This window comes from Rhodococcus sp. Z13_19A (assembly GCF_058133575.1).
Map to the genome: position 1 here is coordinate 787,703 of NZ_JBYUNN010000002.1, position 21,683 is coordinate 809,385.

At 72.0% G+C, this 21,683-nt stretch carries 16 protein-coding genes; 4 read left to right on the top strand and 12 right to left on the bottom strand.

All coding sequences use genetic code 11. The features are described from left to right. Nucleotides 1-9: 9 nt before the first annotated feature. Nucleotides 10-936 carry a sulfurtransferase gene (locus AC3YNX_RS10440; RefSeq protein ID WP_489995413.1) on the bottom strand — a complete coding sequence of 309 codons (927 nt, stop codon included), beginning with the start codon at nt 934-936 and terminating at the stop codon, nt 10-12. 163 nt (nt 937-1,099) lie between these two features. On the opposite strand from AC3YNX_RS10440, the gene AC3YNX_RS10445 reads away from it, so the two are divergent. Continuing rightward, the gene (locus AC3YNX_RS10445; RefSeq protein ID WP_489995414.1) at nt 1,100-1,789 is read left to right on the top strand and encodes a GntR family transcriptional regulator; all 690 of its coding nucleotides are present in this window, start codon (nt 1,100-1,102) and stop codon (nt 1,787-1,789) included. 106 nt (nt 1,790-1,895) lie between these two features. Further along, the gene (locus tag AC3YNX_RS10450) at nt 1,896-2,549 is read left to right on the top strand and encodes a TIGR03086 family metal-binding protein (RefSeq protein WP_489995415.1); all 654 of its coding nucleotides are present in this window, start codon (nt 1,896-1,898) and stop codon (nt 2,547-2,549) included. Between the two features lie 52 nt (nt 2,550-2,601). Here the strand turns inward: AC3YNX_RS10450 and AC3YNX_RS10455 are convergent, their stop codons facing one another. Next, nucleotides 2,602-3,474 (bottom strand): Lrp/AsnC family transcriptional regulator, encoded by an 873-nt coding sequence (locus AC3YNX_RS10455; RefSeq protein ID WP_489995416.1) that lies wholly within the window; start codon nt 3,472-3,474, stop codon nt 2,602-2,604. Between the two features lie 103 nt (nt 3,475-3,577). On the opposite strand from AC3YNX_RS10455, the gene dnaE reads away from it, so the two are divergent. Continuing rightward, complete coding sequence (gene dnaE, locus AC3YNX_RS10460; RefSeq protein ID WP_489995417.1) at nt 3,578-7,108, top strand: DNA polymerase III subunit alpha; 3,531 nt, start codon at nt 3,578-3,580, stop codon at nt 7,106-7,108. 19 nt (nt 7,109-7,127) lie between these two features. Here the strand turns inward: dnaE and AC3YNX_RS10465 are convergent, their stop codons facing one another. The 10 genes from AC3YNX_RS10465 to AC3YNX_RS10510 all read right to left on the bottom strand — a co-directional run bounded on the left by AC3YNX_RS10465 (nt 7,128) and on the right by AC3YNX_RS10510 (nt 20,169). Continuing rightward, the gene (locus tag AC3YNX_RS10465; RefSeq protein ID WP_489983985.1) at nt 7,128-8,693 is read right to left on the bottom strand and encodes a GMC family oxidoreductase; all 1,566 of its coding nucleotides are present in this window, start codon (nt 8,691-8,693) and stop codon (nt 7,128-7,130) included. Then, a complete protein-coding gene (locus AC3YNX_RS10470; RefSeq protein ID WP_489995418.1) occupies nt 8,690-10,372 on the bottom strand; it encodes an APC family permease in 1,683 nt (560 codons plus the stop codon). Before AC3YNX_RS10470 ends, AC3YNX_RS10465 begins: the two co-directional genes overlap by 4 nt. A 42-nt stretch (nt 10,373-10,414) precedes the next feature. Then, the gene (locus tag AC3YNX_RS10475) at nt 10,415-11,899 is read right to left on the bottom strand and encodes an aldehyde dehydrogenase family protein (protein ID WP_489995419.1); all 1,485 of its coding nucleotides are present in this window, start codon (nt 11,897-11,899) and stop codon (nt 10,415-10,417) included. 109 nt (nt 11,900-12,008) lie between these two features. Beyond that, complete coding sequence (locus tag AC3YNX_RS10480; protein ID WP_127782523.1) at nt 12,009-12,581, bottom strand: TetR/AcrR family transcriptional regulator; 573 nt, start codon at nt 12,579-12,581, stop codon at nt 12,009-12,011. Nucleotides 12,582-12,659: 78 nt separating this feature from the next. Beyond that, nucleotides 12,660-13,367: an ABC transporter ATP-binding protein gene (locus AC3YNX_RS10485; protein ID WP_489995420.1), complete on the bottom strand. Its 708-nt coding sequence runs from the start codon at nt 13,365-13,367 to the stop codon at nt 12,660-12,662. Beyond that, entirely contained in the window at nt 13,364-14,494 is a 1,131-nt protein-coding gene (locus AC3YNX_RS10490) for an ABC transporter permease (RefSeq protein ID WP_206518117.1), read from the bottom strand. Before AC3YNX_RS10490 ends, AC3YNX_RS10485 begins: the two co-directional genes overlap by 4 nt. 120 nt (nt 14,495-14,614) lie before the next feature. Then, nucleotides 14,615-15,991, bottom strand: a complete 1,377-nt coding sequence (gad, locus tag AC3YNX_RS10495; protein ID WP_489995421.1) for a glutamate decarboxylase — start codon at nt 15,989-15,991, stop codon at nt 14,615-14,617. 78 nt (nt 15,992-16,069) lie between these two features. Continuing rightward, nucleotides 16,070-17,830 carry a malto-oligosyltrehalose trehalohydrolase gene (gene treZ / locus AC3YNX_RS10500; protein ID WP_489983992.1) on the bottom strand — a complete coding sequence of 587 codons (1,761 nt, stop codon included), beginning with the start codon at nt 17,828-17,830 and terminating at the stop codon, nt 16,070-16,072. An 87-nt stretch (nt 17,831-17,917) separates the two neighbouring features. After that, complete coding sequence (locus AC3YNX_RS10505; RefSeq protein ID WP_489995422.1) at nt 17,918-18,949, bottom strand: acyl-CoA dehydrogenase family protein; 1,032 nt, start codon at nt 18,947-18,949, stop codon at nt 17,918-17,920. After that, entirely contained in the window at nt 18,946-20,169 is a 1,224-nt protein-coding gene (locus AC3YNX_RS10510; RefSeq protein ID WP_127782528.1) for an acyl-CoA dehydrogenase family protein, read from the bottom strand. The genes AC3YNX_RS10505 and AC3YNX_RS10510 overlap by 4 nt, the downstream gene beginning before the upstream one ends. 200 nt (nt 20,170-20,369) lie before the next feature. Here AC3YNX_RS10510 and AC3YNX_RS10515 point away from each other — a divergent pair, with 200 nt between their 5' ends. Continuing rightward, nucleotides 20,370-21,635, top strand: coding sequence for a cytochrome P450 (locus AC3YNX_RS10515; protein ID WP_489995423.1), 1,266 nt, complete (start codon nt 20,370-20,372; stop codon nt 21,633-21,635). Nucleotides 21,636-21,683: the final 48 nt, after the last annotated feature.

Sequence of the window (21,683 nt, forward strand, 5' to 3'; positions counted from 1 at the left end):
TGGGGCGGGTCAGACGGGCGGGTCGGTCTCCAGCGGCAGGGACGGGTCGGCGCTCCACTCCTCCAGCGAGCCGTCGTAGACCCGCACGGGGCTGATTCCGGCGACGGTGAGCGCCAGCGCGGTCAGGCAGGCCGACACCCCGCCGCCGCAGTACACGACCACCGGCTCGGCGCCGGTCAGCGCGGTGGCTCCGGCTGCCGCCGGCGCGGTCTCGGCCAGGGTGCGCAGCTGTGGGGCCGCGAGCAGCCTCCCCTCGGCGTCCAGCACCGTCCGGGCGGACAGGTTCACGCTGCGGGGGATGTGGCCGCGCCGGGCGTAGCGAGTGGGGATGGTGGCCGCGAAGTGCTCAGCCGACAGCGCGCACACCAGGCTGCCCGGCGCCCGCCCCTGCGCCAGGGCCTGCACGTCGTCGCGGTCGGCCCACAGGCCGAGATCGGTCAGCTGCGCGGGGTGCCCGGGGACGGGCTGGGCGGCTGTGGTGGTGGCAGCGCCGTGCTCCACCGGCAGCCCCTGCGCGGTCCACGCGGTGAGCCCGCCGTCGAGCACGCGGGCGCTGATCCCGGCGTTGCGCAGCACCCACCAGGCGCGGGCGGCCCAGGTGGTGGCGCCGCGGTCGTAGAGCGCCAGGGTGGCGTCGGCGTCGATGCCCAGCTCGGCCAGGTCGGCGGCCAGCTGAGCAGCGGCGGGCCGGGTGTGGTGGCGGGGGCCCGCGGGGTCGCAGAGGTGGTGCAGCAGGTCGACGTGGCGGGAGCCGGGCAGGTGGGCGCGCTCCCAGCCCGCGGCACCGGAGACGGCCCGGTAGTCGCCGTCGAAGCGGGGCGCGGGCAGCTCCACCGTGACGTCCAGCACCACCAGCCCGGGCCGGCCGAGCTGGTCGGCCAGCTCAGCGGCGCTGACCAGCGGGGACTGGTCGGCCGGTGGCGACGGGGGAGTCATGCGGGTCCTCCTCGAGGGGGTTCAGGCCTGCCGTGGCGGCAGTGTCGACGAGTGTATACGCTGGGATGCGCAGCCTTTTCGGTGCGCTCCCGCGGACGAGTCGGACAGCGCTGCATAATGATCGGTCCCCGACGCGGGATCCATCCACGAGCGGTGAGGAGCCATGGACGCAGACGGCAACCCGATGGCCGCCCTGGAGGCACTGGTGCCCGAGTCGGTGGAGGGTCGCTCCGACCAGACGTCGCGGCAGTACCTGCGGCTGCGCACTGACATCCTCGCCGGCCGCTTCGACCGCGGCTCGGTGCTGCTGGAGACCTCGCTGAGCGCCCAGTACGGGGTGTCGCGCACCCCGGTGCGGGAGGCGCTGAACCTGCTGGTGCACGACGGGCTGCTGGAGCGCGCCGACCGCGGATACCACGTGCGCTCGGGCACGCCGGAGGACGTGGTGGAGATCTACGCGGCGCGGATCGCGCTGGAGGCCGAGGCGGCGTCGTCGGCGGCCACCCGGCGCACCGAGCTGGACCTGGCCCGGCTGGAGCAGGTGCACCGGCTGTGCAGCACCACTGACGACCCGGCGGTCGCCCGCACCGCGCACTTCCGCTTCCACGAGGTGCTGTGGCAGGCCGCGCACAACGCCACCATCACCGCGATCCTGGTGCGCCTCACCACCCAGCTGCACATCTACGACAGCGGCCCGCCCGCCAGCCACGGCGAGCCCGAGGCCCTCAACGCCGAGCACGCCGCGATCCTCACCGCCCTGCGGGAGCGGGACGAGGAGGCGGCACGGCGGGAGATGCGCAGCCACCTGGAGCGCAGCCGCGACCAGCGCATCCGGGCCTTCGCCGGCGGCTAGCCCGACGCCCAGTCCGGCAGGTGCCCGGGCCAGTCCCGGTGGCCGCCGCGCCGCCAGTGCGCCAGGCTGGTCGCCTCAGTGCCGGGACGAGCCACAGGTGGGGGCCATGACGACCAGCAACAACCAGAACAGCACCGAGAAGTTCCCGCCGGGGCAGCAGCGCACCACCGACCACGCCGACAGCACCGCCAAGATCGACGAGCTGGCGCGGCTGTCGGAGCGAGTCAGCAGCCTGCTGGACGGACTGCCCGACGAGCAGTGGGACGACGCCACCCCGTGCACCGACTGGAGCGTGCGCGACCTGGTCACCCACCTGGTGCAGGGCAATCGGGTGTTCACCGCCGCGCTGCGGGGCAGTCCCGGGCACATCCCGGACACCCCGGGCTACCCCGACGACGAGCGTGACGCGGCGCGCCTGCGCGCGGCGTTCCGGGAGTCCGCGAACGAGGTGGTGACCGCGCTGCGGCTGCCCGGTGTGATGGACCAGACGGTGTCGGTGCCCTTCGGGGCCATCCGGGGCGCGGTGGTGGTGCACCTGCGGGTGGTGGAGATGCTGGTGCACGGCTGGGACCTCGCCCAGGCCAGCGGGCAGCCGGTGGAGGTGTCCCCGGAGCTGGCCGAGCAGGAGCTGCGGTTCACCGAGCGCCAGCTGTCTGCCATCCCGGCCGACCGTCGTCCCTTCGGCCCGCCGCAGCCGGTGGCCGCCGACGCCTCGGCGTTCGACCGGTTGCTGGGCATGCTGGGCCGCGCCCCGGTCTAGGGCCGGGTACCTCCCGCACCAGGCACCGGCGCGCACCGTTCACCCGCGCTCGCTAGCGGATGCGCCAGTCCAGTGGTGGCCGGTCCTCGGCTGCGCGCCAGCGCACCCCGACGATGCTGGCCTGCGCGTCCAGCTCGAACACGGTGTGCCCGCCCACGGTGTCGCCGGCGGCGATGCCGGCCCGGAACGGGGGCCGCGAGCTCAGCGTCATGCCCGACTTCTCCACCTCGGTGCCGTCGCCCAGCACCACGGTGAGACCGGTGTCGGCGATGGCGGCGAATCCCTCCGGTCCTGCGGTCACCTCGGTGTGCACCACGGTGGCCCGCTTGCCCGGCGTCAGGTGGTGGCCGGCGGCGGCGATGAGGGCGTCGGCGGTGTCCACCACCTCCACCAGCGTGATCGACACCGACTCCCCGCTCGGTCCGACGGCAGCGAGCTCGTCGCCCACGGTGGCCGTGGTCGCACCGGCCGGCTCCCGCCTGGCCGGGGGTGACTCCGGTGCACGGTAGGCACCGGCTGCGGCAGGAGGCTGCCCCCAGGGGGTGGGACCCTGCCAGCCCGGCTGCGACTGGGGTCCAGCAGCGTGGGGTCCCGGCGGCATCCCGGGCGGCTGCTGCATCGGTGGGGGCTGGGGCATCGGTGGGGGCTGCTGCATGGGCGGCGGCTGGGGCATGGCGCCCTGCTGCGGCAGCGGCGGCTGCGGGGGAACACCACCCTGCTGCGCGCCCAGCCAGGCGTACAGCCCGGCGCGATCACCCTCCACCCCGACGACCAGCGGGATGCCGTACCAGCCCATGCGCAGCAGGCGCACCGCCGCTTCCTCCGGGTGCACCCCCGCGCGGGCCGCCAGGTCGAGCACCGTCGTCCGACCGAGCTCGGCCAGCGCCGAGACCAGCCGCAGGTCCGTGGGGTCGGGGGGTGTCACACCTCGCACGGTACCGGCAGAGCGCGGCGGGCACCGGGACGTGACGGGGGGAGGGCCTAGACTCTGGCTGATCCTGAAGCTCTGCCGAAAGGTGCACTCGTCCGTGGCTGACTCCTTCGTCCACCTGCACAACCACACCGAGTTCTCCATGCTCGACGGTGCGGCCAAGGTGGCGCCGATGTTCGACGAGGCGGCCCGCCTGGGCATGTCGGCAGTCGCGATGACCGACCACGGCAACATGTACGGCGCCAGCGAGTTCTACAACCAGGCCCAGAAGGCCGGCATCAAGCCGATCATCGGCATCGAGGCCTACCTGGCGCCGGAGTCGCGGTTCAGCACCAAGCGGGTGCTGTGGGGCGATCGCAGCCAGAAGAGCGACGACGTCTCCGGCAGCGGCGCCTACACGCACATGACGATGCTGGCGGAGAACGCCACCGGTCTGCGCAACCTGTTCACCCTCTCCAGCCTGGCCTCGCTGGAGGGCCAGCTGGGCAAGTGGCCCCGCATGGACGCCGAGATCATCGCCCAGCACGCCGAGGGCATCATCGCCACCACCGGCTGCCCCTCCGGAGAGGTGCAGACCCGGCTGCGCCTGGGCCACGAGCGGGAGGCCCTGGAGGCCGCGGCCAAGTGGCGCGACATCTACGGGGCGGACAACTTCTTCCTGGAGCTGATGGACCACGGGCTGTCCATCGAGACCCGGGTGCGCGAGGGCCTGCTGGACATCGGCCGCAAGCTCGACCTCAAGCCGCTGGCCACCAACGACTGCCACTACGTCACCAAGAGCGACGCCAAGAACCACGAGGCGCTGCTGTGCATCCAGACCGGCAAGACGCTGTCCGACCCCACCCGGTTCAAGTTCGACGGTGACGGCTACTACCTCAAGTCGGCCGAGGAGATGCGCGAGCTGTGGGACTCCGAGGTCCCCGGGGCGTGCGACAACACCCTGCTCATCGCCGAGCGGGTGCAGCCCTACGACGACGTCTGGGCCCACCACGACCGGATGCCCATCTTCCCGGTTCCCGAGGGCGACACCCAGGCCAGCTTCCTGCGCAAGGAGGTCGCCCGCGGGCTGGACAACCGCTTCCCCGACGGCATCCCGGACGGCTACCGCGAGCGGGCCGACTTCGAGCTCGACGTCATCGAGCAGAAGGGCTTCCCGGCCTACTTCCTGGTGGTCGGCGACCTGGTCAAGCACGCCAAGGAGGTCGGCATCCGGGTGGGCCCGGGCCGTGGTTCGGCCGCCGGCTCCCTGGTGGCCTACGCGCTGGGCATCACCAACATCGACCCGCTGCCGCACGGCCTGCTGTTCGAGCGGTTCCTCAACCCCGAGCGCCCCTCCGCGCCCGACATCGACATCGACTTCGACGACCGTCGCCGCGGCGACATGGTGCGCTACGCCACCGAGAAGTGGGGTGCTGACCGCGTCGCCCAGGTGATCACCTTCGGCACCATCAAGACCAAGGCGGCCATCAAGGACTCCGCCCGCGTCACTTTCGGCCAGCCCGGCTTCGCCATCGCCGACCGCATCTCCAAGGCGCTGCCCCCGCCGGTGATGGCCAAGGACATCTCGGTGGCCGGCATCACCGACCCGTCGCACGAGCGCTACGGCGAGGCCGCCGAGGTGCGCGCGCTGCTGGACTCCGACCCCGACGTCCGCAAGATCTACGAGACCGCCCTGGGCCTGGAGGGTCTGGTCCGCAACGCCGGCGTGCACGCCTGCGCGGTGATCATGTCCTCCGAGCCGCTGATGCAGGCCATCCCGCTGTGGAAGCGGGCGCAGGACGGCGCCATCATCACCGGCTGGGACTACCCGTCGTGCGAGGCCATCGGCCTGCTCAAGATGGACTTCCTCGGGCTGCGCAACCTCACCGTCATCGGTGACACGATCGAGAACATCAAGGCCAACCGCGACATCGACATCGACCTGGACACGCTGCCGCTGGAGGACCCTGCCACCTACGAGCTGCTGGGCAAGGGCGAGACGCTGGGCGTGTTCCAGCTCGACGGCGGGGCCATGCGCGACCTGCTGCGCCGGATGCAGCCCACCGGCTTCCAGGACATCGTGGCCGTGCTGGCGCTGTACCGGCCCGGCCCGATGGGCATGAACGCCCACAACGACTACGCCGACCGCAAGAACGGTCGCCAGGACATCACCCCGATCCACCCGGAGCTGGAGGAGCCGCTCCAGGAGATCCTCTCCGAGACCTACGGCCTGATCGTGTACCAGGAGCAGATCATGCGCATCGCGCAGAAGGTCGCCGGGTACTCGATGGGTCGAGCCGACGTGCTCCGCAAGGCGATGGGAAAGAAGAAGAAGGAGGTTCTCGAGCAGGAGTACGCCGGCTTCCAGGCGGGCATGCGCGCGAACGGCTTCTCCGACGCCGCGGTCAAGGCGCTGTGGGACACCATCCTTCCCTTCGCCGGGTACGCGTTCAACAAGTCCCACGCCGCCGGCTACGGCCTGGTGTCGTTCTGGACGGCCTACCTCAAGGCCAACTTCCCGGCCGAGTACATGGCGGGGCTGCTCACCAGCGTCGGCGACGACAAGGACAAGGCCGCCATCTACCTGGCCGACTGCCGGCGGATGGGCATCACCGTGCTGCCGCCCGACGTCAACTCCTCCTCCACCAACTTCACCTCCGTCGGGGAGGACATCCGCTTCGGCCTCGGCGGGGTGCGCAACGTCGGCACCGGGGTGGTTGCCTCCATCGTCAAGGCCCGCAAGGAGAAGGGGGCCTACACCGACTTCTCCGACTACCTCTCCAAGGTCGACACGGTGGCCTGCAACAAGAAGGCCGTGGAGTCGCTGATCAAGGCCGGCGGCTTCGACTCCCTGGGCCACCCCCGCAAGGGGCTGCTGCTGGTGCACGCCGACGCCATCGACGCGGTGATGAGCACCAAGAAGGCCGAGGCCATCGGCCAGTTCGACCTGTTCGGGGGCGAGGACGCCTCGGTGTCGTCGGTGTTCGACGTGAAGGTGCCCGACGAGGAGTGGGACACCAAGCACCGGCTGGCCCTGGAGCGGGAGATGCTCGGGCTGTACGTGTCCGGGCACCCGCTCAACGGGCTGGAGCACCTGCTGGCCGCGCAGGCCGACACCAACATCCCCGCCATCCTGGAGGGTGCGGTCAAGGACGGCACCCAGATCACCCTGGGCGGCATCCTGGCCAGCGTCACCCGCCGGGTGAACAAGAACGGCGAGCCCTGGGCCTCGGCGCAGCTGGAGGACCTGGCCGGTGGCATCGAGGTGCTGTTCTTCCCCAAGAGCTACTCGGTGCTGGGCATGGACGTGGTCGAGGACGCCGTGGTGCTGGTCAAGGGCCGGGTGGCGGTGCGCGACGACCGGGTCTCGGTGATCGCCAACGACATCGCGGTGCCCGACCTGGCGGCGGCGGGGGTGGCCCAGCCGGTGCAGGTGAGCCTGCCCGCGCGGCTGTGCACCGCCGACCGGGTGGCCTCGCTCAAGCAGGTGCTCACCGCCCACCCGGGCACCTCCGACGTGCACCTGCGCCTGGTCGCCGGCTCCAGCTCCACCGTGCTGCGCCTGGACGACGCGCTGCGGGTCACGCCCACCTCGGCCCTGATGGGTGACCTCAAGGCGCTGCTCGGCCCGGGCTGCCTCAGCAAGTAGGCCCGGGCCGCCCGCGCGGCTAGGGGTTGTCCTGGCGCACCAGGTCGGCACACTTCTCGCCGATCATCATGGTGGTGATGCACGGGTTCACCGTCACCAGGAACGGCATCACCGAGCCGTCGCACACCCGCAGGCCCTGCACGCCCTTCACCCGCAGCCGCGCGTCCAGCGGGGTGGCCGGGTCCTCGGCCGCGCCCATCCGCACCGTCGCCGAGGGGTGGTAGACGGTGTTGTGGGTCTGCCGGATGAAGTCGGCCAGCTCGTCGTCGCTCACCACGTCGGGTCCTGGCGCCAGCTCGGTGCCCGCCCAGCCCGCCAGCGCCGGCTGCGCGGCGATCTCCCGGGCCAGCCGGATGCCGGCCGTCATCACCCGCATGTCGTGCGGGTCGGTGAAGTAGCGGGGGTCCACCACCGGCTTGTCCCGGTAGTCCCGCGAGGCCAGCCGGACCGTGCCCAGGCTGCGGCTGCGCGTGACGTTGGGGGTGAGGCAGAAGCCGTTCTCGGTGGTGGGGTAGCCGCGGCGCACGGTGTTCATGTCGAAGGGCACCGACCCGAAGTGGAACATCAGGTCCGGGCGGTCCAGTCCCTCGGTGGTGCAGGTGAAGATGCCGATCTCCCAGTACTGCGTCGACTGCAGCGGCACCGGCTGCAGGGCGTCCCAGGCGACGATGCCCTCCGGGTGGTCCTGCAGCGTGGAGCCGACGCCGGGGGAGTCCACCAGCACGGGCACCCCCACCTCCTGCAGGTGCTCGGCCGGGCCGATGCCGGAGAGCATGAGCAGCTTGGGGCTGTCGATGGCGCCGGCGGAGACGATCACCTCGCGGCGGGCGGAGACGGTGGTGCTGTGCAGCAGGTCGTTCTCCCGCACCCGCACGCCGGTGCACCGGGTGCCGTCCAGCACCAGGTGCTCGGCGCGCACCTCGGTGCGGATCTCCAGGTTGGGCCGGCGGCCCAGCAGCGGGTGCAGGTAGGACACCGACGACGACGAGCGGATGCCGTCCGGCCGGCAGTTGATCTGGAACCAGTTGGCCCCGTGCGTCACGGTGGTGCCGGTGTTGAAGTCGGTGACCGGGATGCCCTGCTCCTCGCAGGCCTGCAGCACCGCCTTGCCCGCCGGGTGCACCGGGGGCACGTTGCGGATCACCACCGGTCCGTCGTGGCCGTGCAGCGGACCGACGCCGTCGAGGTTGGTCTCCAGCCGGGTGAACAGCGGGAAGGTCGACTCCGCGCCCCAGCCCGTGGCGCCGAGGGACTCCCACTCGTCCAGGTCCTCCCGGGGTGCCCAGAAGGCGATCGCGGAGTTGTGCGAGGAGCACCCGCCCAGCACCTTGGCGCGGGCGTGGCGCAGGAAGGAGTTGCCGGTGGGCTGCTCGGCCACCGGGTAGTCCCAGTCGTAGCCGGACTCCAGCAGGCCCATCCACCGGTCCAGCTCCAAGATCTCCGGACGGTCCACGTCGCTGGGCCCGGCCTCGAGCAGGCACACCGTGACCGCGGGGTCCTCGGAGAGCCGGGCGGCCACCACCGCCCCCGCGGTGCCCCCGCCGACCACCACGTAGTCGTAGGTCGGCTGCTGCGCAGCGGTCATCGGCCCTCCTTGGGTGGGCGAGCGGCCGGCCCGTCGTCGGGCAGCCGGGGAAAGGGCCCCTCGGTCATGTCCGGGCCCTCGGGTCCGGGCAGGGGCGGGTCGGGCACGTCGGTGACCCCGGGCACCAGGGCCAGGTGCTCGCGCAGGGTGCCGGTCTTGTGTCGTTGCACGAACCAGTAGTAGGCGAAGCCGATGGCGGCCGCGCCACCCACCACCAGCACCGCGCCCCACTGCAGGTACCAGTGGTACGGCGGCTCGGTGTTGTAGACCTCCGGCCGCGGCCACGCCAGGTTGATGGCCATCGCCGCCCCCCACACCACGGCGACGACGTTGACGGGCAGGCCCCACCGGCCCAGGCCGAAGCGGCCAGACTCGGCGGCACCCTCCAGCGGCCACTTCCCGCGCAGCCGGGCGAGCAGCAGCGGGACGGTGACCAGCAGGTAGGCGCAGTAGATGAAGATGATGGCCAGGCTGGTGACCAGGGTGAAGATCTGCGGCTGCCCGATGTTGAGCACCAGGATCCCGATGGCCAGCACGCCGATCACCACCGCGGGCAGGATCGGGGTGCCGAAGCGCGGGCTGACCCGAGCCAGCTGGGAGCTGGCGGGCAGGTTGTTGTCCCGCGCCATGGCGAAGATCATCCGGATGCCCGCGGTGTGCACGGCCAGCACGCACACCGTCACCGCGACCACCACCGCCCACAGCAGCGCCGTGCCCAGCGTGGAGCCCAGGGTCTGCAGCACGGCGTACTGCAGACCGCCCTCCTCGCCCAGGCGCGGGTCGGCGAGGTCGGGCACCGCCATCATGGCGAACAGCAGGATCAGCCCGCCGATGATGAACGAGGCGATGAGTGCGCGCAGGATCGCCTTGGGGGCGTTGCGGCGGGGGTCCACCGTCTCCTCGCCCAGCGACGCTGCGGTGTCGAAGCCGTACATCACGTAGGCCGAGGCGAGCGAGGCGACCAGGAACGCCCCCAGGTAGCCGGCGGGGTAGGTGGCGCCGGTGCCCTGCGTATCCAGCACCACGTCGGGACCGCGGGTGATGTGCGCCGCCAGCAGGATGATGAGGATGGCGGCCGCCACCAGCTCGATGGCCACGCCGGCGCTGTTGATCCGCGCCATCAGGCGCACTCCGAAGGCGTTGACCAGCGTGGTGAACGTGATGAGCACCGCTGCCAGCAGCACGGCGTTGGAGGCGAAGCTGGTGCCCGTGCCGTCGCCCACCACCTGGAACACGCTGGAGATCTGCGGCAGCGTCAGCTGGTAGGCCAGGGCCGTGGCGGAGATCGAGACGATGGTGGCCACCACCATCATCCAGCCCGACAACCAGGCGACGTGGCGGTTGGAGAGCCGTTTGGTCCAGTTGTAGATGGAGCCGGCCACCGGGTAGTGCGCGGCCAGCTCGGCGAAGGACAGCGCCACCATGAGCTGGCCGACGAAGACCATGGGCCAGCTCCACCAGTAGGCCGGCCCGCCCACCCCGAAGCCGAAGTAGAACAGCTGGAAGGTGCCGGTGAGGATGGAGATGTAGCTGATTCCCGCGGCGAAGGTGTGGAAGTTGCCCAGCGTCCTGGTCAGGGACTGTGTGTAGCCGAAGTCGCCGACCCCTTCTCGGTCACCGCCGCCCGGCACAGCGCGACGACTGCCTCCGGCCCCCCGGCTCGGGTCAGTGCTCACCAACTTGTGTCCCCTCGTGTCGGTCCTCGGCCCGCGCGCGGGCCGCTACTCAGGACGGTGCGGAAACCACCCCGCTGGCGCGGGGCTGATGTTCTGCCAGACGTGCTTGAGCTCCTGGTACTCGCCCAGCCCGGTGGGCCCCAGCTCGCGGCCGACCCCGGACTCGCCGTAGCCGCCCCACTCCGCCTGCGGCAGGTACGGGTGGAAGTCGTTGATCCAGACCGTGCCGTGGCGCAGCCGGTTGGCCACCCGCTGCCCACGCCCGGCGTCCGGGGTGAACACCCCGCCGGCCAGGCCGTAGCGAGTGTCGTTGGCGATGGCCACCGCCGCGTCCTCGTCTCCGTCGGGGAAGGTCTCCACGGTGAGCACCGGGCCGAAGCTCTCCTCGCTGACCACCCGCATCCCGCTGCGGCAGCCGTCCAGCACCGTGGGCGGGAAGAACCAGCCGTTGGCGAGGTCGCCCTCGGTGTGGCGGGCCCCGCCGCAGCGCAGCACCGCGCCCTCGGCCACGCCCGCGTCGACGTAGGCCTGCACCTTGGCCAGGTGGGTCTCGGAGATCAGCGGCCCGGTGTCGGCGTCGGCGTCGAACGGCCCGCCCATGCGGATCCGCTGGGCGCGGCGCACCACCTCGTCCACCACGGCGTCGTGCGCGGACTCCTCGATGATCAGCCGGGACCCGGCCGAGCAGACCTGGCCGGAGTGCAGGAACACCGCCATCAGCACGTGGTCCACGGTCAGCTCGAAGTCGGAGTCGGCGAACACGATCAGCGGGTTCTTCCCGCCCAGCTCCAGCGCGATGTTCTTCACCGTGCCCGCAGCGGCCGCCATGATCACCCGGCCGGTGGCCAGGCCGCCGGTGAAGGAGACCATGTCCACCTCGGGGTGCTCCGACAGCGGCGCCCCAGCCTGGGCGCCGGCGCCGAGCACCAGGTTGGCCACCCCGCCGGGCACGCCGGCCTCGGTGAGGGTGCGCATCAGCAGGATGGCGGTGGAGGGGGTCAGCTCGCTGGGCTTGAGCACGAACGTGTTGCCCGCGGCCAGCGCCGGGGCCACCTTCCAGGAGGTCTGCAGCAGCGGGTAGTTCCACGGCGTGATCAGCCCGCACACCCCCACCGGCTCGCGCACCACCCGGCTGAGCGCGCCCGGGGTGCCGGTGTCCACCACCCGCCCGGCGTCCACGTCGGCCAGGGCGCCGAAGTAGCGGAAGCAGGCCGCGATGTCGTCCATGTCGTACTGCGACTCCACGAAGCGCTTGCCGGTGTCCAGCGACTCCGCCCGGGCGTACTCGTCGCGGTCGCGCTGCAGCAGCTGCGAGGTGCGCAGCAGCACGTCACCGCGCTTGCCGGCGGGCATGGTGGGCCAGGGACCGTGGTCGAAGGCTTCCCGGGCGGCGAGGATGGCGGCCTCGGTGTCGGCCGGGCCGGCCTCGTCCACCTCCACGACCACCTGGCCGTCGGCTGGGCACCGGATCTCTCGGCGACCCCCGTCGCGGGCACTGACCCACTGGCCCCCGATGAACAGCTCGGGCACGGCTCCTCCGATACGCCTGGCGATCGTGATCTGCCTACGTCTCGATACTTGCACAAGACTGGCGCCCGCGGTGCCCGGTGGAGGGGCCGCTGCTGGCCGAAACCGCTGCTCAGCGGGTCGGTTGCACCAGCACGGCCTGCAGCGCCAGCTGCACGCTGGCCAGTGCGCTGCCGGACTCGATCATCTCAGTTGCCTTGTACACCACGGCGTTGACGAGCTGGGCGGTCCGCTCGGGCTCCGGTGCCCCGTGCTTGCGCAGCGCCTGCACCAACGGCTGCACCAGGCCCTCGTGCATGCTGGTCAGCCGCTCGTCCTGGAAGGTCTGCGGGCTCAGCCGGGCCAGCGCGCTGAGGATGGCGTGCTCACCCTCGGCCACCAGCTCCAGGTTGGCGTCGACGTAGGCGGCCACCACGCCCGGCACGGTGTCCACCCCGGCGACCGCGGCGCTGACGCGCTCCAGCCACGGCGGGCACAGGTCCTCCACCACCGCGTAGAGCAGGTCCTCGCTGGAGGCGAAGTAGTGGTAGACGCTGGAGCGGGACAGCCCGGTGGCCGCCGCGACCTGGCCCAGCCCGGGGCGCTGGGTGGGGTTCTCCGCCAGCAGGGCGCGGGCCGCGTCCAGCAGCGCGCGCCGCTGTGCCGCCCGGTGGTCGGCCACGGTGGAGGCGGAGATCTTCGGCACGGCCCTCCTCGGCTGGACAGCGGGCCCGCACCGTCGGCAGCGACGGTGCGGACCTGTGCAGGGTAGTCCCGCGGCCGCTCAGCGTGCGACGCGCTCCTGCTCGGTCACCGCGCCGTCGGTCATCTCCACCACCCGGTCACAGTGCTGGAGCACCTCGTGGTCGTGGGTCACCATCACCGTGGCCACGCCCGCCTCGTGTGTGGTGCGGGCGAGCAGCTCCACCACCTCGTGGCTGCGGGCGCGGTCCAGCGCGGCGGTCGGCTCGTCCACCAGCAGCACCGACGGGTTGCTCATCAGCGCTCGGGCGATGCCCACCCGCTGGCGCTCGCCGCCGGAGAGCTGGCCGGGCCGACGGTCCGCACGGTGGGACATGCCCACTGCCGCCAGCAGCGCGGCGGGGTCGCCGGTGTCTTGCTTGCCGGTGATCTTGGCGACGAGCCGCAGCTGGTCCAGCGCGGTGAGCGCGGGGATGAGGTTGCCGGACTGGAAGACGAAGCCGACGTGCTCGCGGCGGAAGGTGGCCAGCTCCCGCTGGGACAGCGTGCCGACGTCGACGCCGTTGACCACCACGGTGCCGGAGGTGGGCTGGGTGAGCCCGCCGGCCACCGCGAGCAGGGTGGACTTGCCGGCGCCGGAGGGTCCGACCACGGCCACGATCTCGCCGGGGCGCACCCGCAGGTCGACGTGGTCCATGGCCACCACCGTGGTGTCGCCGTCTCCGAAGGAGAGGGTGGCGCCGGCGAGGGTCAGGCCGGAGCGGGTCGAGGTGGGGGTGGGGCTGCTCATCGGTTCTCTCCCAGCGCGGTCAGCGGGTCGACGGAGGCGATGCGGACGACGGCGGCCGCGGCGCCGACCAGCCCGAGCACGATCAGCAGGACGGCGCCGCCGATGATCGGCGCGGCCTCCAGGGCGAAGGGCATGCCCGAGCCCACCAGCAGCGAGCCCAGGCCCACGCCCACGGCCACACCGACGGCCACCGACCCGAGCAGGATGAGCAGCGCCTGGGTGAGGCCGTCGCGCACGAGGAAGCCGGTGGAGGCGCCCATCGCGCGCATCACCGCCAGCTCCCGGGTGCGCTGCACCGTCCAGATGGTGAAGAACGCGCCGACCACCAGCGCCGAGATGGCGTAGAGGAACCACGTGATCATGTCCATCGTCATCATCTCGGCCGTGTAGCCGGGGGAGGCGTCGAAGGACTCCGTGAGGGTCTTGCTGGCGGTCTGCGCGGCGGCGTCGCCGGCGGCCAGGTCGGGGGTGAGGCCGTCCACGCCCTGGACGGCGACCACGCTGGCCTCGCCGTACACGTCGGGGTTGGGCTGCTCGCCCACCTTGGTGCCGGCGTTGATCTCCTGCCAGGTGCGCAGCGGCACGTAGGCGACGTCGACGTGGCCGAAGGTGCGCTGGTCGGCGGTGAAGCCCACCACGGTGAGCTCGGTGCCCAGCCGGTCGATGACCACGGTGTCGCCCAGGTTCACCCCGGCGTCGCGGGCGGTCTCGCTCACGATGATGTCGCGCTCACCCTGCAGCGCCGCGCCCTCGGCGGCGGTCGGCTCCAGGAAGGAGCCCGTGGCGATGCCGAACAGGGTCAGGTCCACCGGGGTGCCGGTGGAGGTCCTGGCGTTGACGATGGTGTTGCCGAACAGCTCGGCGCGGGCCACGCCGGGCTGCTCGCGCCAGGCGGCGGCCTGCTCCTCAGTGACCACCGAGCGGCTGAACGCCGAGTCGGTCTTGGTGCCCTCGGCGAAGGCGAAGGACTGCACGGGGGTGCGCTGCAGGCCGGACACGCCGTCGTTGACCAGGCCCGAGGACAGGCCGGACAGCATCACCATGAGGATGGAGATGAGGGCGATGACCGCACCCATCAGCAGGAAGCGGGTGCGCGCGAACCACAGCTCGCGCAGGGCGAGGAACATCGTTGGTCCTCCGGGTCGGGGGCAGGACGTCGCAGGCGGCACGTGCCGACACGATGTCGACATCATATCAACGCAGTGTCGACAAAGACGGGGCGAGCGGGGTGGCCCTGCGGCCTCGCGCTAGTGGTGGAAGCCCGGGTGCGGCGTAGCCGACGGCATGGGCGCGGTGAGCCGGTCGAGGTAGCGCGTCTCCCGCTCGATGTCCTCCAGCAGGAGGTCGGCCACGTCCATGCTCAGCCCGTTGCGCACCACGATCCGCTCCACGGTGAGGTCGGTCAGGTCGTCGGGCATCGGGTACGCCGGCACCAGCCAGCCACGGGTGCGCAGCCGGTCGGCGAGGTGGTAGAGGTTCCACTTGTCGGTGTGGCCCGACCGCAGCCGCCACGCGAAGACGGGGATGTCGGAACCGTCGTTCCACAGCTCGAAGGCATCCAGCCGCCCCACCCCGTCGGCGAGGTGCCGGGCCACGTCCTGCGAGGCCTGCTGCACCTGGGTGTAGCCGCTGCGCCCCAGCCGCAGGAAGTTGTAGAGCTGCAGCACCACCTGCGCGCCGGGCCGGGAGAAGTTCAGCGCGAAGGTCGGCATCTGCCCGCCCAGGTAGCTGACCCGGAACACGAGGTCCTCGGGCAGCTTGTCGGTCGAGCGCCACACCACCCAGCCCAGCCCGGGGTACACCAGGCCGTACTTGTGCCCGGAGGTGTTGATGGAGTGCACCCGCTCCAGCTGGAAGTCCCACACCAGCTCCGGCTGCAGGAACGGCGCGATCATCGCCCCGGAGGCGCCGTCCACGTGCACCGGCACGTCCAGGCCCGTGCGGGCCTGCAGGGCGTCCAGGGCGGCGCAGATCTCGGCCACCGGCTCGTACATGCCGGTGTAGGTGACCCCCATGATCGCCACCACGCCGATGGTGTTCTCGTCCACGTGCTGGTCCAGGTGGTGCCCGTCGAGGGTCTTGTGCTCCTCGGTGATGGGCACGAGCCGGGGCTCCACCTCGAAGTAGTTGCAGAACTTCTCCCAGCACACCTGCACCGCGGAGCTCATCACCAGGTTGGGGTGCTCGGTGGACCTCCCGGCGGCGCGGCGCGCCTGTTGCCAGCGCCGCTTGAGCGCCAGCCCGCCCAGCATGCAGGCCTCCGAGGAGCCCAGGGTGGAGGTGCCGATGGTGTCGTGCGGGTCAGGCGCGTGCCAGAGGTCGGCCAAGATACGCCAGCAGCTCTCCTCGATGGCCGCCGTCTGGGGGTACTCGTCCTTGTCGATCATGTTCTTGTCGACGGTCTCGGCGTAGAGCCGGCGCGCGTGGTCGTCCATCCAGGTGGTGACGAAGGTGGCCAGGTTCCGCCGGGCGTTGCCGTCGAGCATCGTCTCGTCGTGGGCGACCTGGTAGGCCGTCTCCGGCATCATCCCGTCGTCGGCCAGCTGGAACCGCGGCGCATGCGTGCGCTCCCCGGGCCGGGCGAACAGCGGGTTGACCGGGATGTAGGGACGCCGCTCGGCCATGGGGAACCTCCGCGCTGGGCAGCACCGGTCCCCACTCACGGTACCGGCGCGGTGGGGCGAACCCCCAGGTCAGCCCGCTCAGGTCGCGAGGATCGCGAACGACTCCGGCGCCAGCTCGGTCTGCGCCCCCCGCGCGGTGACCGCGGTGGAGGCCAGCAGGGTGCGCCCGGCCACCGGCACGGTCACCGGGTTGGTGCTGAGGTTGCACGCCACCCGCAGCGACCCGCGGTGCAGCACGATCCAGCGCTCGTCCTCGTCGAAGTCGACCCGCAGGTCCGCCAGCCACGGGTCGCTCAGCTCGGGGCGCTCCCGCCGCAGCGCCAGCAGGTCGCGGTAGACCTGCAGCAGCTCGGCGTGGCGGCCCACGGTCACCTCCGACCAGTCCAGCGTGGACCGGTGGAAGGTCTCCGGGTCCTGCGGGTCGGGGATCTCCTCGGCGTCCCAGCCGTGCTCGGCGAACTCGCGCTTGCGCCCAGCCGCGGTGGCCTCGCCCAGCTCGGGCTCGGGGTGGGAGGTGAAGAACTGGAACGGCGTGGACGCGCCCCACTCCTCGCCCATGAACAGCATCGGCGTGTAGGGCGAGCACAGCACCAGCGCCGCGCTGACCGCCAGCATCCCGTGCGACAGGTACGCCGAGGGCCGGTCGCCGATGGCCCGGTTGCCCACCTGGTCGTGGTCGGAGGTGTAGGCCAGGAAGCGGTAGCCCGGCGTGGTGCGGACGTCGACCTCCCGGCCGTGCACCCGGCCGCGGAAGCTGGAGAACGTGGCGGCGTGGAAGTAGGCGTGCTGCAGCGTGCTGGCCAGGCAGTCCATGCTGCCGAAGTCGGCGTAGTAGCCCTGTCGCTCACCGCTGACCGCCGCGTGGATGGCGTGGTGGATGTCGTCGTCCCACTGCGCGGTGAGGCCGTAGCCGCCGGCGGCGCGGGGAGTGACCAGCCGCGGGTCGTTGAGGTCGCTCTCGGCGATGAGGGTGAGCGGGCGGCGCAGGTGCGTCGACAGCGCCTCGGTCTCCACCGCCAGCTCCTCCAGCAGGTGGATGGCCGACTCGTCCACCAGCGCGTGCACGGCGTCCAGGCGCAGCCCGTCCACGTGGAACTCGCGCATCCAGCGCAGCGCGTTGTCGATGATGTAGCGGCGCACCTGGCCCGAGGACGCCCCGGACAGGTTGATGCTGCGGCCCCAGCTGTTGCCGCCGGCCTCGGACAGGTAGGGACCGAAGCGCTCCAGGTAGTTGCCGGACGGACCGAGGTGGTTGTAGACCACGTCGACGGCCACGCCCAGGCCCCGGCTGTGGCAGGCGTCCACGAAGCGCTGCAGGCCGTCCGGGCCGCCGTAGGGCTCGTGCACGGTGTACCAGAGCACGCCGTCGTAGCCCCAGTTGTGCGTGCCGTTGACACCGTTGAGCGGCATCAGCTCCACCATGGTGACGCCCAGGTCCACCAGGTGGTCCAGCTTGGCGATGGCGGCGTCGAAGGTGCCCTCGGGGGTGAAGGTGCCCACGTGCAGCTCGTACAGGCAGGCCCCGGCCAGCTGCTGGCCGCCCCAGAGGCCGTCGGTCCAGGCCGCAGGGTCGAGCTGGTGCACCTGGGACAGCGCGTGCACGCCCTCGGGCTGGCGCGGCGAGCGCGGGTCCGGGATGGGCGTGGGGTCGTCGTCGAGCAGGAACCCGTAGCGGCTGCCGGGACCGGCGCCGGCCACGTCGGCGTGCCACCAGCCGTCGTCGTCGCGCTGCATGGGGTGCTCGGTGCCGTCGACCACGACGCGGACGGACTGCGGGGTGGGTGCCCACACGTCGAAGGGCCAGGCGTCAAAGGTCTGGGCGGCAGCGGTTTCGGTCACGTGCTCATTCTGCGGGGTGGACTGGACGCCCGCGACCCGGGCCGGTGTGATCTCTCCCGGCCCGGGTCGCGGGTCTGCCTGTCCGGTTCAGCTGGCGGTGGTCGGCTCCAGCTCCACCGGCGCCGGGTCCGGGGCGTTGGTGGGGGCCGAGGCCAGCGCGAGGCGCGCCACCTCGTCGAAGGCGCTGGCGGCGTCGCCCAGCAGCAGCCGGTCCACCTTGGCACGGCGCCAGTACAGGTGGGCGTCGTGCTCCCAGGTGAAGCCGATGCCCCCGTGCACCTGGATCAGCGTCTCGGCGGCCTGCTCCAGCACCCCGGCCGCGGAGGCCTTGGCCGAGGCGGCGGCCAGCGGCAGCTCGGCGGCCGACTCGTCAGCCGTCCACGCCGCCCACCACACCAGCGAGCGCAGCTGCTCCACCCCCACGAAGGAGTCCACCAGCATGTGCTTGATGGCCTGGTAGGAGCCGATCTGGCGGCCGAAGGCCTCGCGCTCCTTGGCGTAGGCCACACCCATCTCCACCGCGCGGGCGGCCGCACCCAGGCCCTCGGCGGCCAGGATGATCCGAGCCACCCGCTCGGCCCGGTCCCAGCGCTCACCGATGCCGGAGGCGATCACCTCGGAGTCGGTGAGCTCCACGGTGCCCAGGCCGCGGGTGGGGTCGATGGGCTCGCCCACGGTGACGGTGCCCGAGGAGAGCACCAGGTCGTCGCCGTCGCGGCTGAGGAAGCGGGTGGCGGTGGCGGCGTCGAGCGCCGGCGCGCCGGGGGCGTCCACCACGGCGTAGGAGACCGAGCCGTCGGCCAGGCCGGCGAGGCGCTTGTCGTCGCCCTCCAGCAGCACGGCCGCCCGAGCGGCGGTCACCAGCGACGGCCCGGCGAGCACGCGCCCGGCCTGCTCGGCCACCACGGCGAGGTCGAGCACGCTCTGCCCGGCGCCGCCGGCGGCCTCCGGCACGGTGATGCCGTAGAAGCCGATGTCGGCGATGGCCTGGCGGCCGGGCGCGGTCGGGGCGTCGCCGTCCAGGCTCTTGCGCGCGTCGGCGGGGGAGGCGGTGCCGGTGAAGAAGTCACGGGCCGCCTCGGCGAACACCCGCTGGTCGTCGTCGAGGTCGAAGTTCACTGCTGTCCTCCTGCGGGAGCTGACTTCACGGGGGCGTTCTTGTCCGAGCGCGGCTCGGTGGGCAGACCCAGGACGCGCTCGCCGAGCACGTTGCGCAGCACCTGGTCGGTGCCGCCGGCGATGGCCATGCCGGGCAGCACCGCCTCCAGGTGCTGCCAGGTGTCGGAGCCGTCGGCGGTGCGGGCGAAGACACCCTCCTGCCCGAGCAGGCGCACCGCGTAGCTGGCCATCGCGCGGGAGGCCACGGTGCCGGCCAGCTTGCCGGCGCTGGCCTCCGGGCCAGGGGACTCGCCGCGGCTGATCGCGGAGAGCTGGCGGTAGCCGGTGTAGCGGATGCCCAGCGACGCCACGTAGGCCCGGCCGAGCTCCTGGCGGGCCAGCGCCTGCTGGTCGCTGGAGAGGCTGCTGAGCCGGTTGGCGGAGTGCTCGATGACCGCGTCGATGCCCACCCCGATGTCGGTGCCGCCACCGCCGAGGGAGAGCCGCTCGCTCATCAGGGTGGTGAGCGCGACGCGCCAGCCGTTGTCGACGTCGCCGAGGCGTTCGCTGTCCGGGATGACCACGTCGTCGAAGAACACCTCGTTGAAGTCGGCGCCGCCGCTCATCTGGCGCAGCGGGCGGACGGTGACGCCGGGGGCGTGCATGTCCACCACGAACATCGTCAGGCCCTTGTGCTTGGCCACGTCGGGGTTGGTGCGCGTGAGCAGGATGCCGTAGTCGGCGATCTGGGCGCCGGTGGTCCAGACCTTCTGGCCGGTGACGTGCCAGTCGCCGTTGTCGTCCTGCACGGCCTTGGTGCGCAGGGCAGCCAGGTCGCTGCCGGAGGCGGGCTCGCTGAACAGCTGGCACCAGATGTCGTCGCTGCGCAGCAGGCGCTGCAGGTAGCGCTGCTTCTGGTCGTCGCTGCCATGGGCGATGACGGTGGGTCCGCACATGCCGATGCCGATGAGGTTGATCAGCGAGGGGACCCCGGCGCGGGCCATCTCCTGGTCCACGATGGCCTGCTGCATGGGGGTGCCGCCCTGGCCGCCGTACTCCACCGGCCAGGTGACGCCGACGAAGCCGCCGTCGAACATGCACGCCTGGGAGGCCTTGGCCGCGGGGACGTCGTCACGGCCGTTGCGGGCGCCGCGGTGCCCCAGCTCGTCGCGGTGGGCGGTGATGAAGCTGCGCACGCTCTCGCGCCACGCCGCCTCGTCCGGGGTGTCGTCGAAGTCCATGGGCGATCTCCTCAGGCGTCGGGGCCGGTTGACGTGAACGTACTACCTGTTGCCTGGAACACGTTGCACTCGTCCCGGACGCTGGTGTAGCCGACCGGCGCGGTGCCGTTGACGCTGGTCTCGCACCCTCGTAGCGTGCGCAGCCAACCGCATGATCCGTCCGGATCGGCAACAGGTTCGCCAGACGAAGGGACGTCCCGGTGACCGCGACGTGGACGACGCCGACCGACATCGACCTCTCCGACCAGGAGTTCTGGGGTCGGCCCCCGGCGGAGCGGGAGGCTGCCTTCGCGCTGCTGCGCAGGCAGGCGCCGTTCTCCTTCCACGCCGAGCCGGTGGTGCCGTTCATCCCCGAGGGGCCGGGCTACTACGCCGTCACCCGGCACGCCGACGTGGACGCCATCAGCTCGCAGCCGGCGCTGTTCTGCTCCGGCCAGGGGGCGATCTCCATCGCGGACATGCCTGCCGAGCTGACGGAGTTCTACGGTTCGGTGATCAGCATGGACGACCCCCGCCACGCCAAGATCCGACGCATCGTGGCACGAGCGTTCACGCCCAAGATGCTGGAGTCGGTGATGGACAGCGTGGAGGTGCTGGCCACCGAGCTGGTGGCCAGGGCGCGCCGGCTGGCCGAGGACGGGGACGGCACCTTCGACCTGGTGACGGAGGTGGCGGCGCCGCTGCCGCTGCGGGTCATCTGCGACATGATGGGTGTGCCGGAGACGGAGCACGAGCTGGTGCTGCGGTGCACCAACATCATCCTCTCCGGCGGCGACCCGGAGTTCATCGCCGACGAGAACGAGGCGGTGCGGATCTCGCTGGAGGCCGGTGGCGAGCTGGCGGGGCTGATGACCCGGCTGGCGGCCGAGCGGGCGGAGACGCCCACCCAGGACCTGACGTCGGCGTTGGTCCACGCCGAGGTGGACGGCGAGCGCCTGACGCACCAGGAGATCGCGTCGTTCTTCATCCTGCTGTGCGTGGCGGGCAACGAGACCACCCGCACGGCCATCAGCCAGGGTGTGCTGGCGCTGAGCGAGTTCCCCGACCAGCGTGACCGATGGATGGCCGACCCGGGGCTGACCAAAACCGCGGTGGAGGAGATCGTCCGGTGGGCCACCCCGGTGATCTGGATGCGCCGCACCGCCACCCGGGACGTGGAGCTGAGCGGGCGGCAGTTCCGCGCTGGCGACAAGTTCCTGCTGTTCTACAACTCGGCCAACCGCGACGAGGACGTCTTCGCCGACCCGTACACGCTGGACCTCGGTCGCAGCCCCAACCCACACCTGGGCTTCGGTGGCCGGGGCCCGCACTTCTGCCTGGGGGCCAACCTGGCCCGACGCGAGATCGCGGTGACCTTTCGGACGCTGTTCGCGCAGGTGCCGCACCTGCAGGTGGTGGGGGAGCCACCGCGGCTGCGCTCGTCGTTCATCAACGGCATCAAGAGCCTGCCGGTGTCGCTGCGCTAGCTGTCGCGCTACCGGCTGGTGGGCCACGGGCACGACCCGTCGACCGCG

Bases quoted from the DNA above. Each gene is read 5' to 3' on its own strand.
- AC3YNX_RS10445 (WP_489995414.1), top strand. From the start codon at position 1,100: ATGGACGCAGACGGCAACCCGATGGCCGCCCTGGAGGCACTGGTGCCC.
- AC3YNX_RS10485 (WP_489995420.1), bottom strand. From the start codon at position 13,367: ATGAGCAGCCCCACCCCCACCTCGACCCGCTCCGGCCTGACCCTCGCC.
- AC3YNX_RS10510 (WP_127782528.1), bottom strand. From the start codon at position 20,169: ATGGACTTCGACGACACCCCGGACGAGGCGGCGTGGCGCGAGAGCGTG.
- AC3YNX_RS10440 (WP_489995413.1), bottom strand. From the start codon at position 936: ATGACTCCCCCGTCGCCACCGGCCGACCAGTCCCCGCTGGTCAGCGCC.
- AC3YNX_RS10450 (WP_489995415.1), top strand. From the start codon at position 1,896: ATGACGACCAGCAACAACCAGAACAGCACCGAGAAGTTCCCGCCGGGG.
- gad (WP_489995421.1), bottom strand. From the start codon at position 15,991: ATGGCCGAGCGGCGTCCCTACATCCCGGTCAACCCGCTGTTCGCCCGG.
- AC3YNX_RS10490 (WP_206518117.1), bottom strand. From the start codon at position 14,494: ATGTTCCTCGCCCTGCGCGAGCTGTGGTTCGCGCGCACCCGCTTCCTG.
- AC3YNX_RS10465 (WP_489983985.1), bottom strand. From the start codon at position 8,693: ATGACCGCTGCGCAGCAGCCGACCTACGACTACGTGGTGGTCGGCGGG.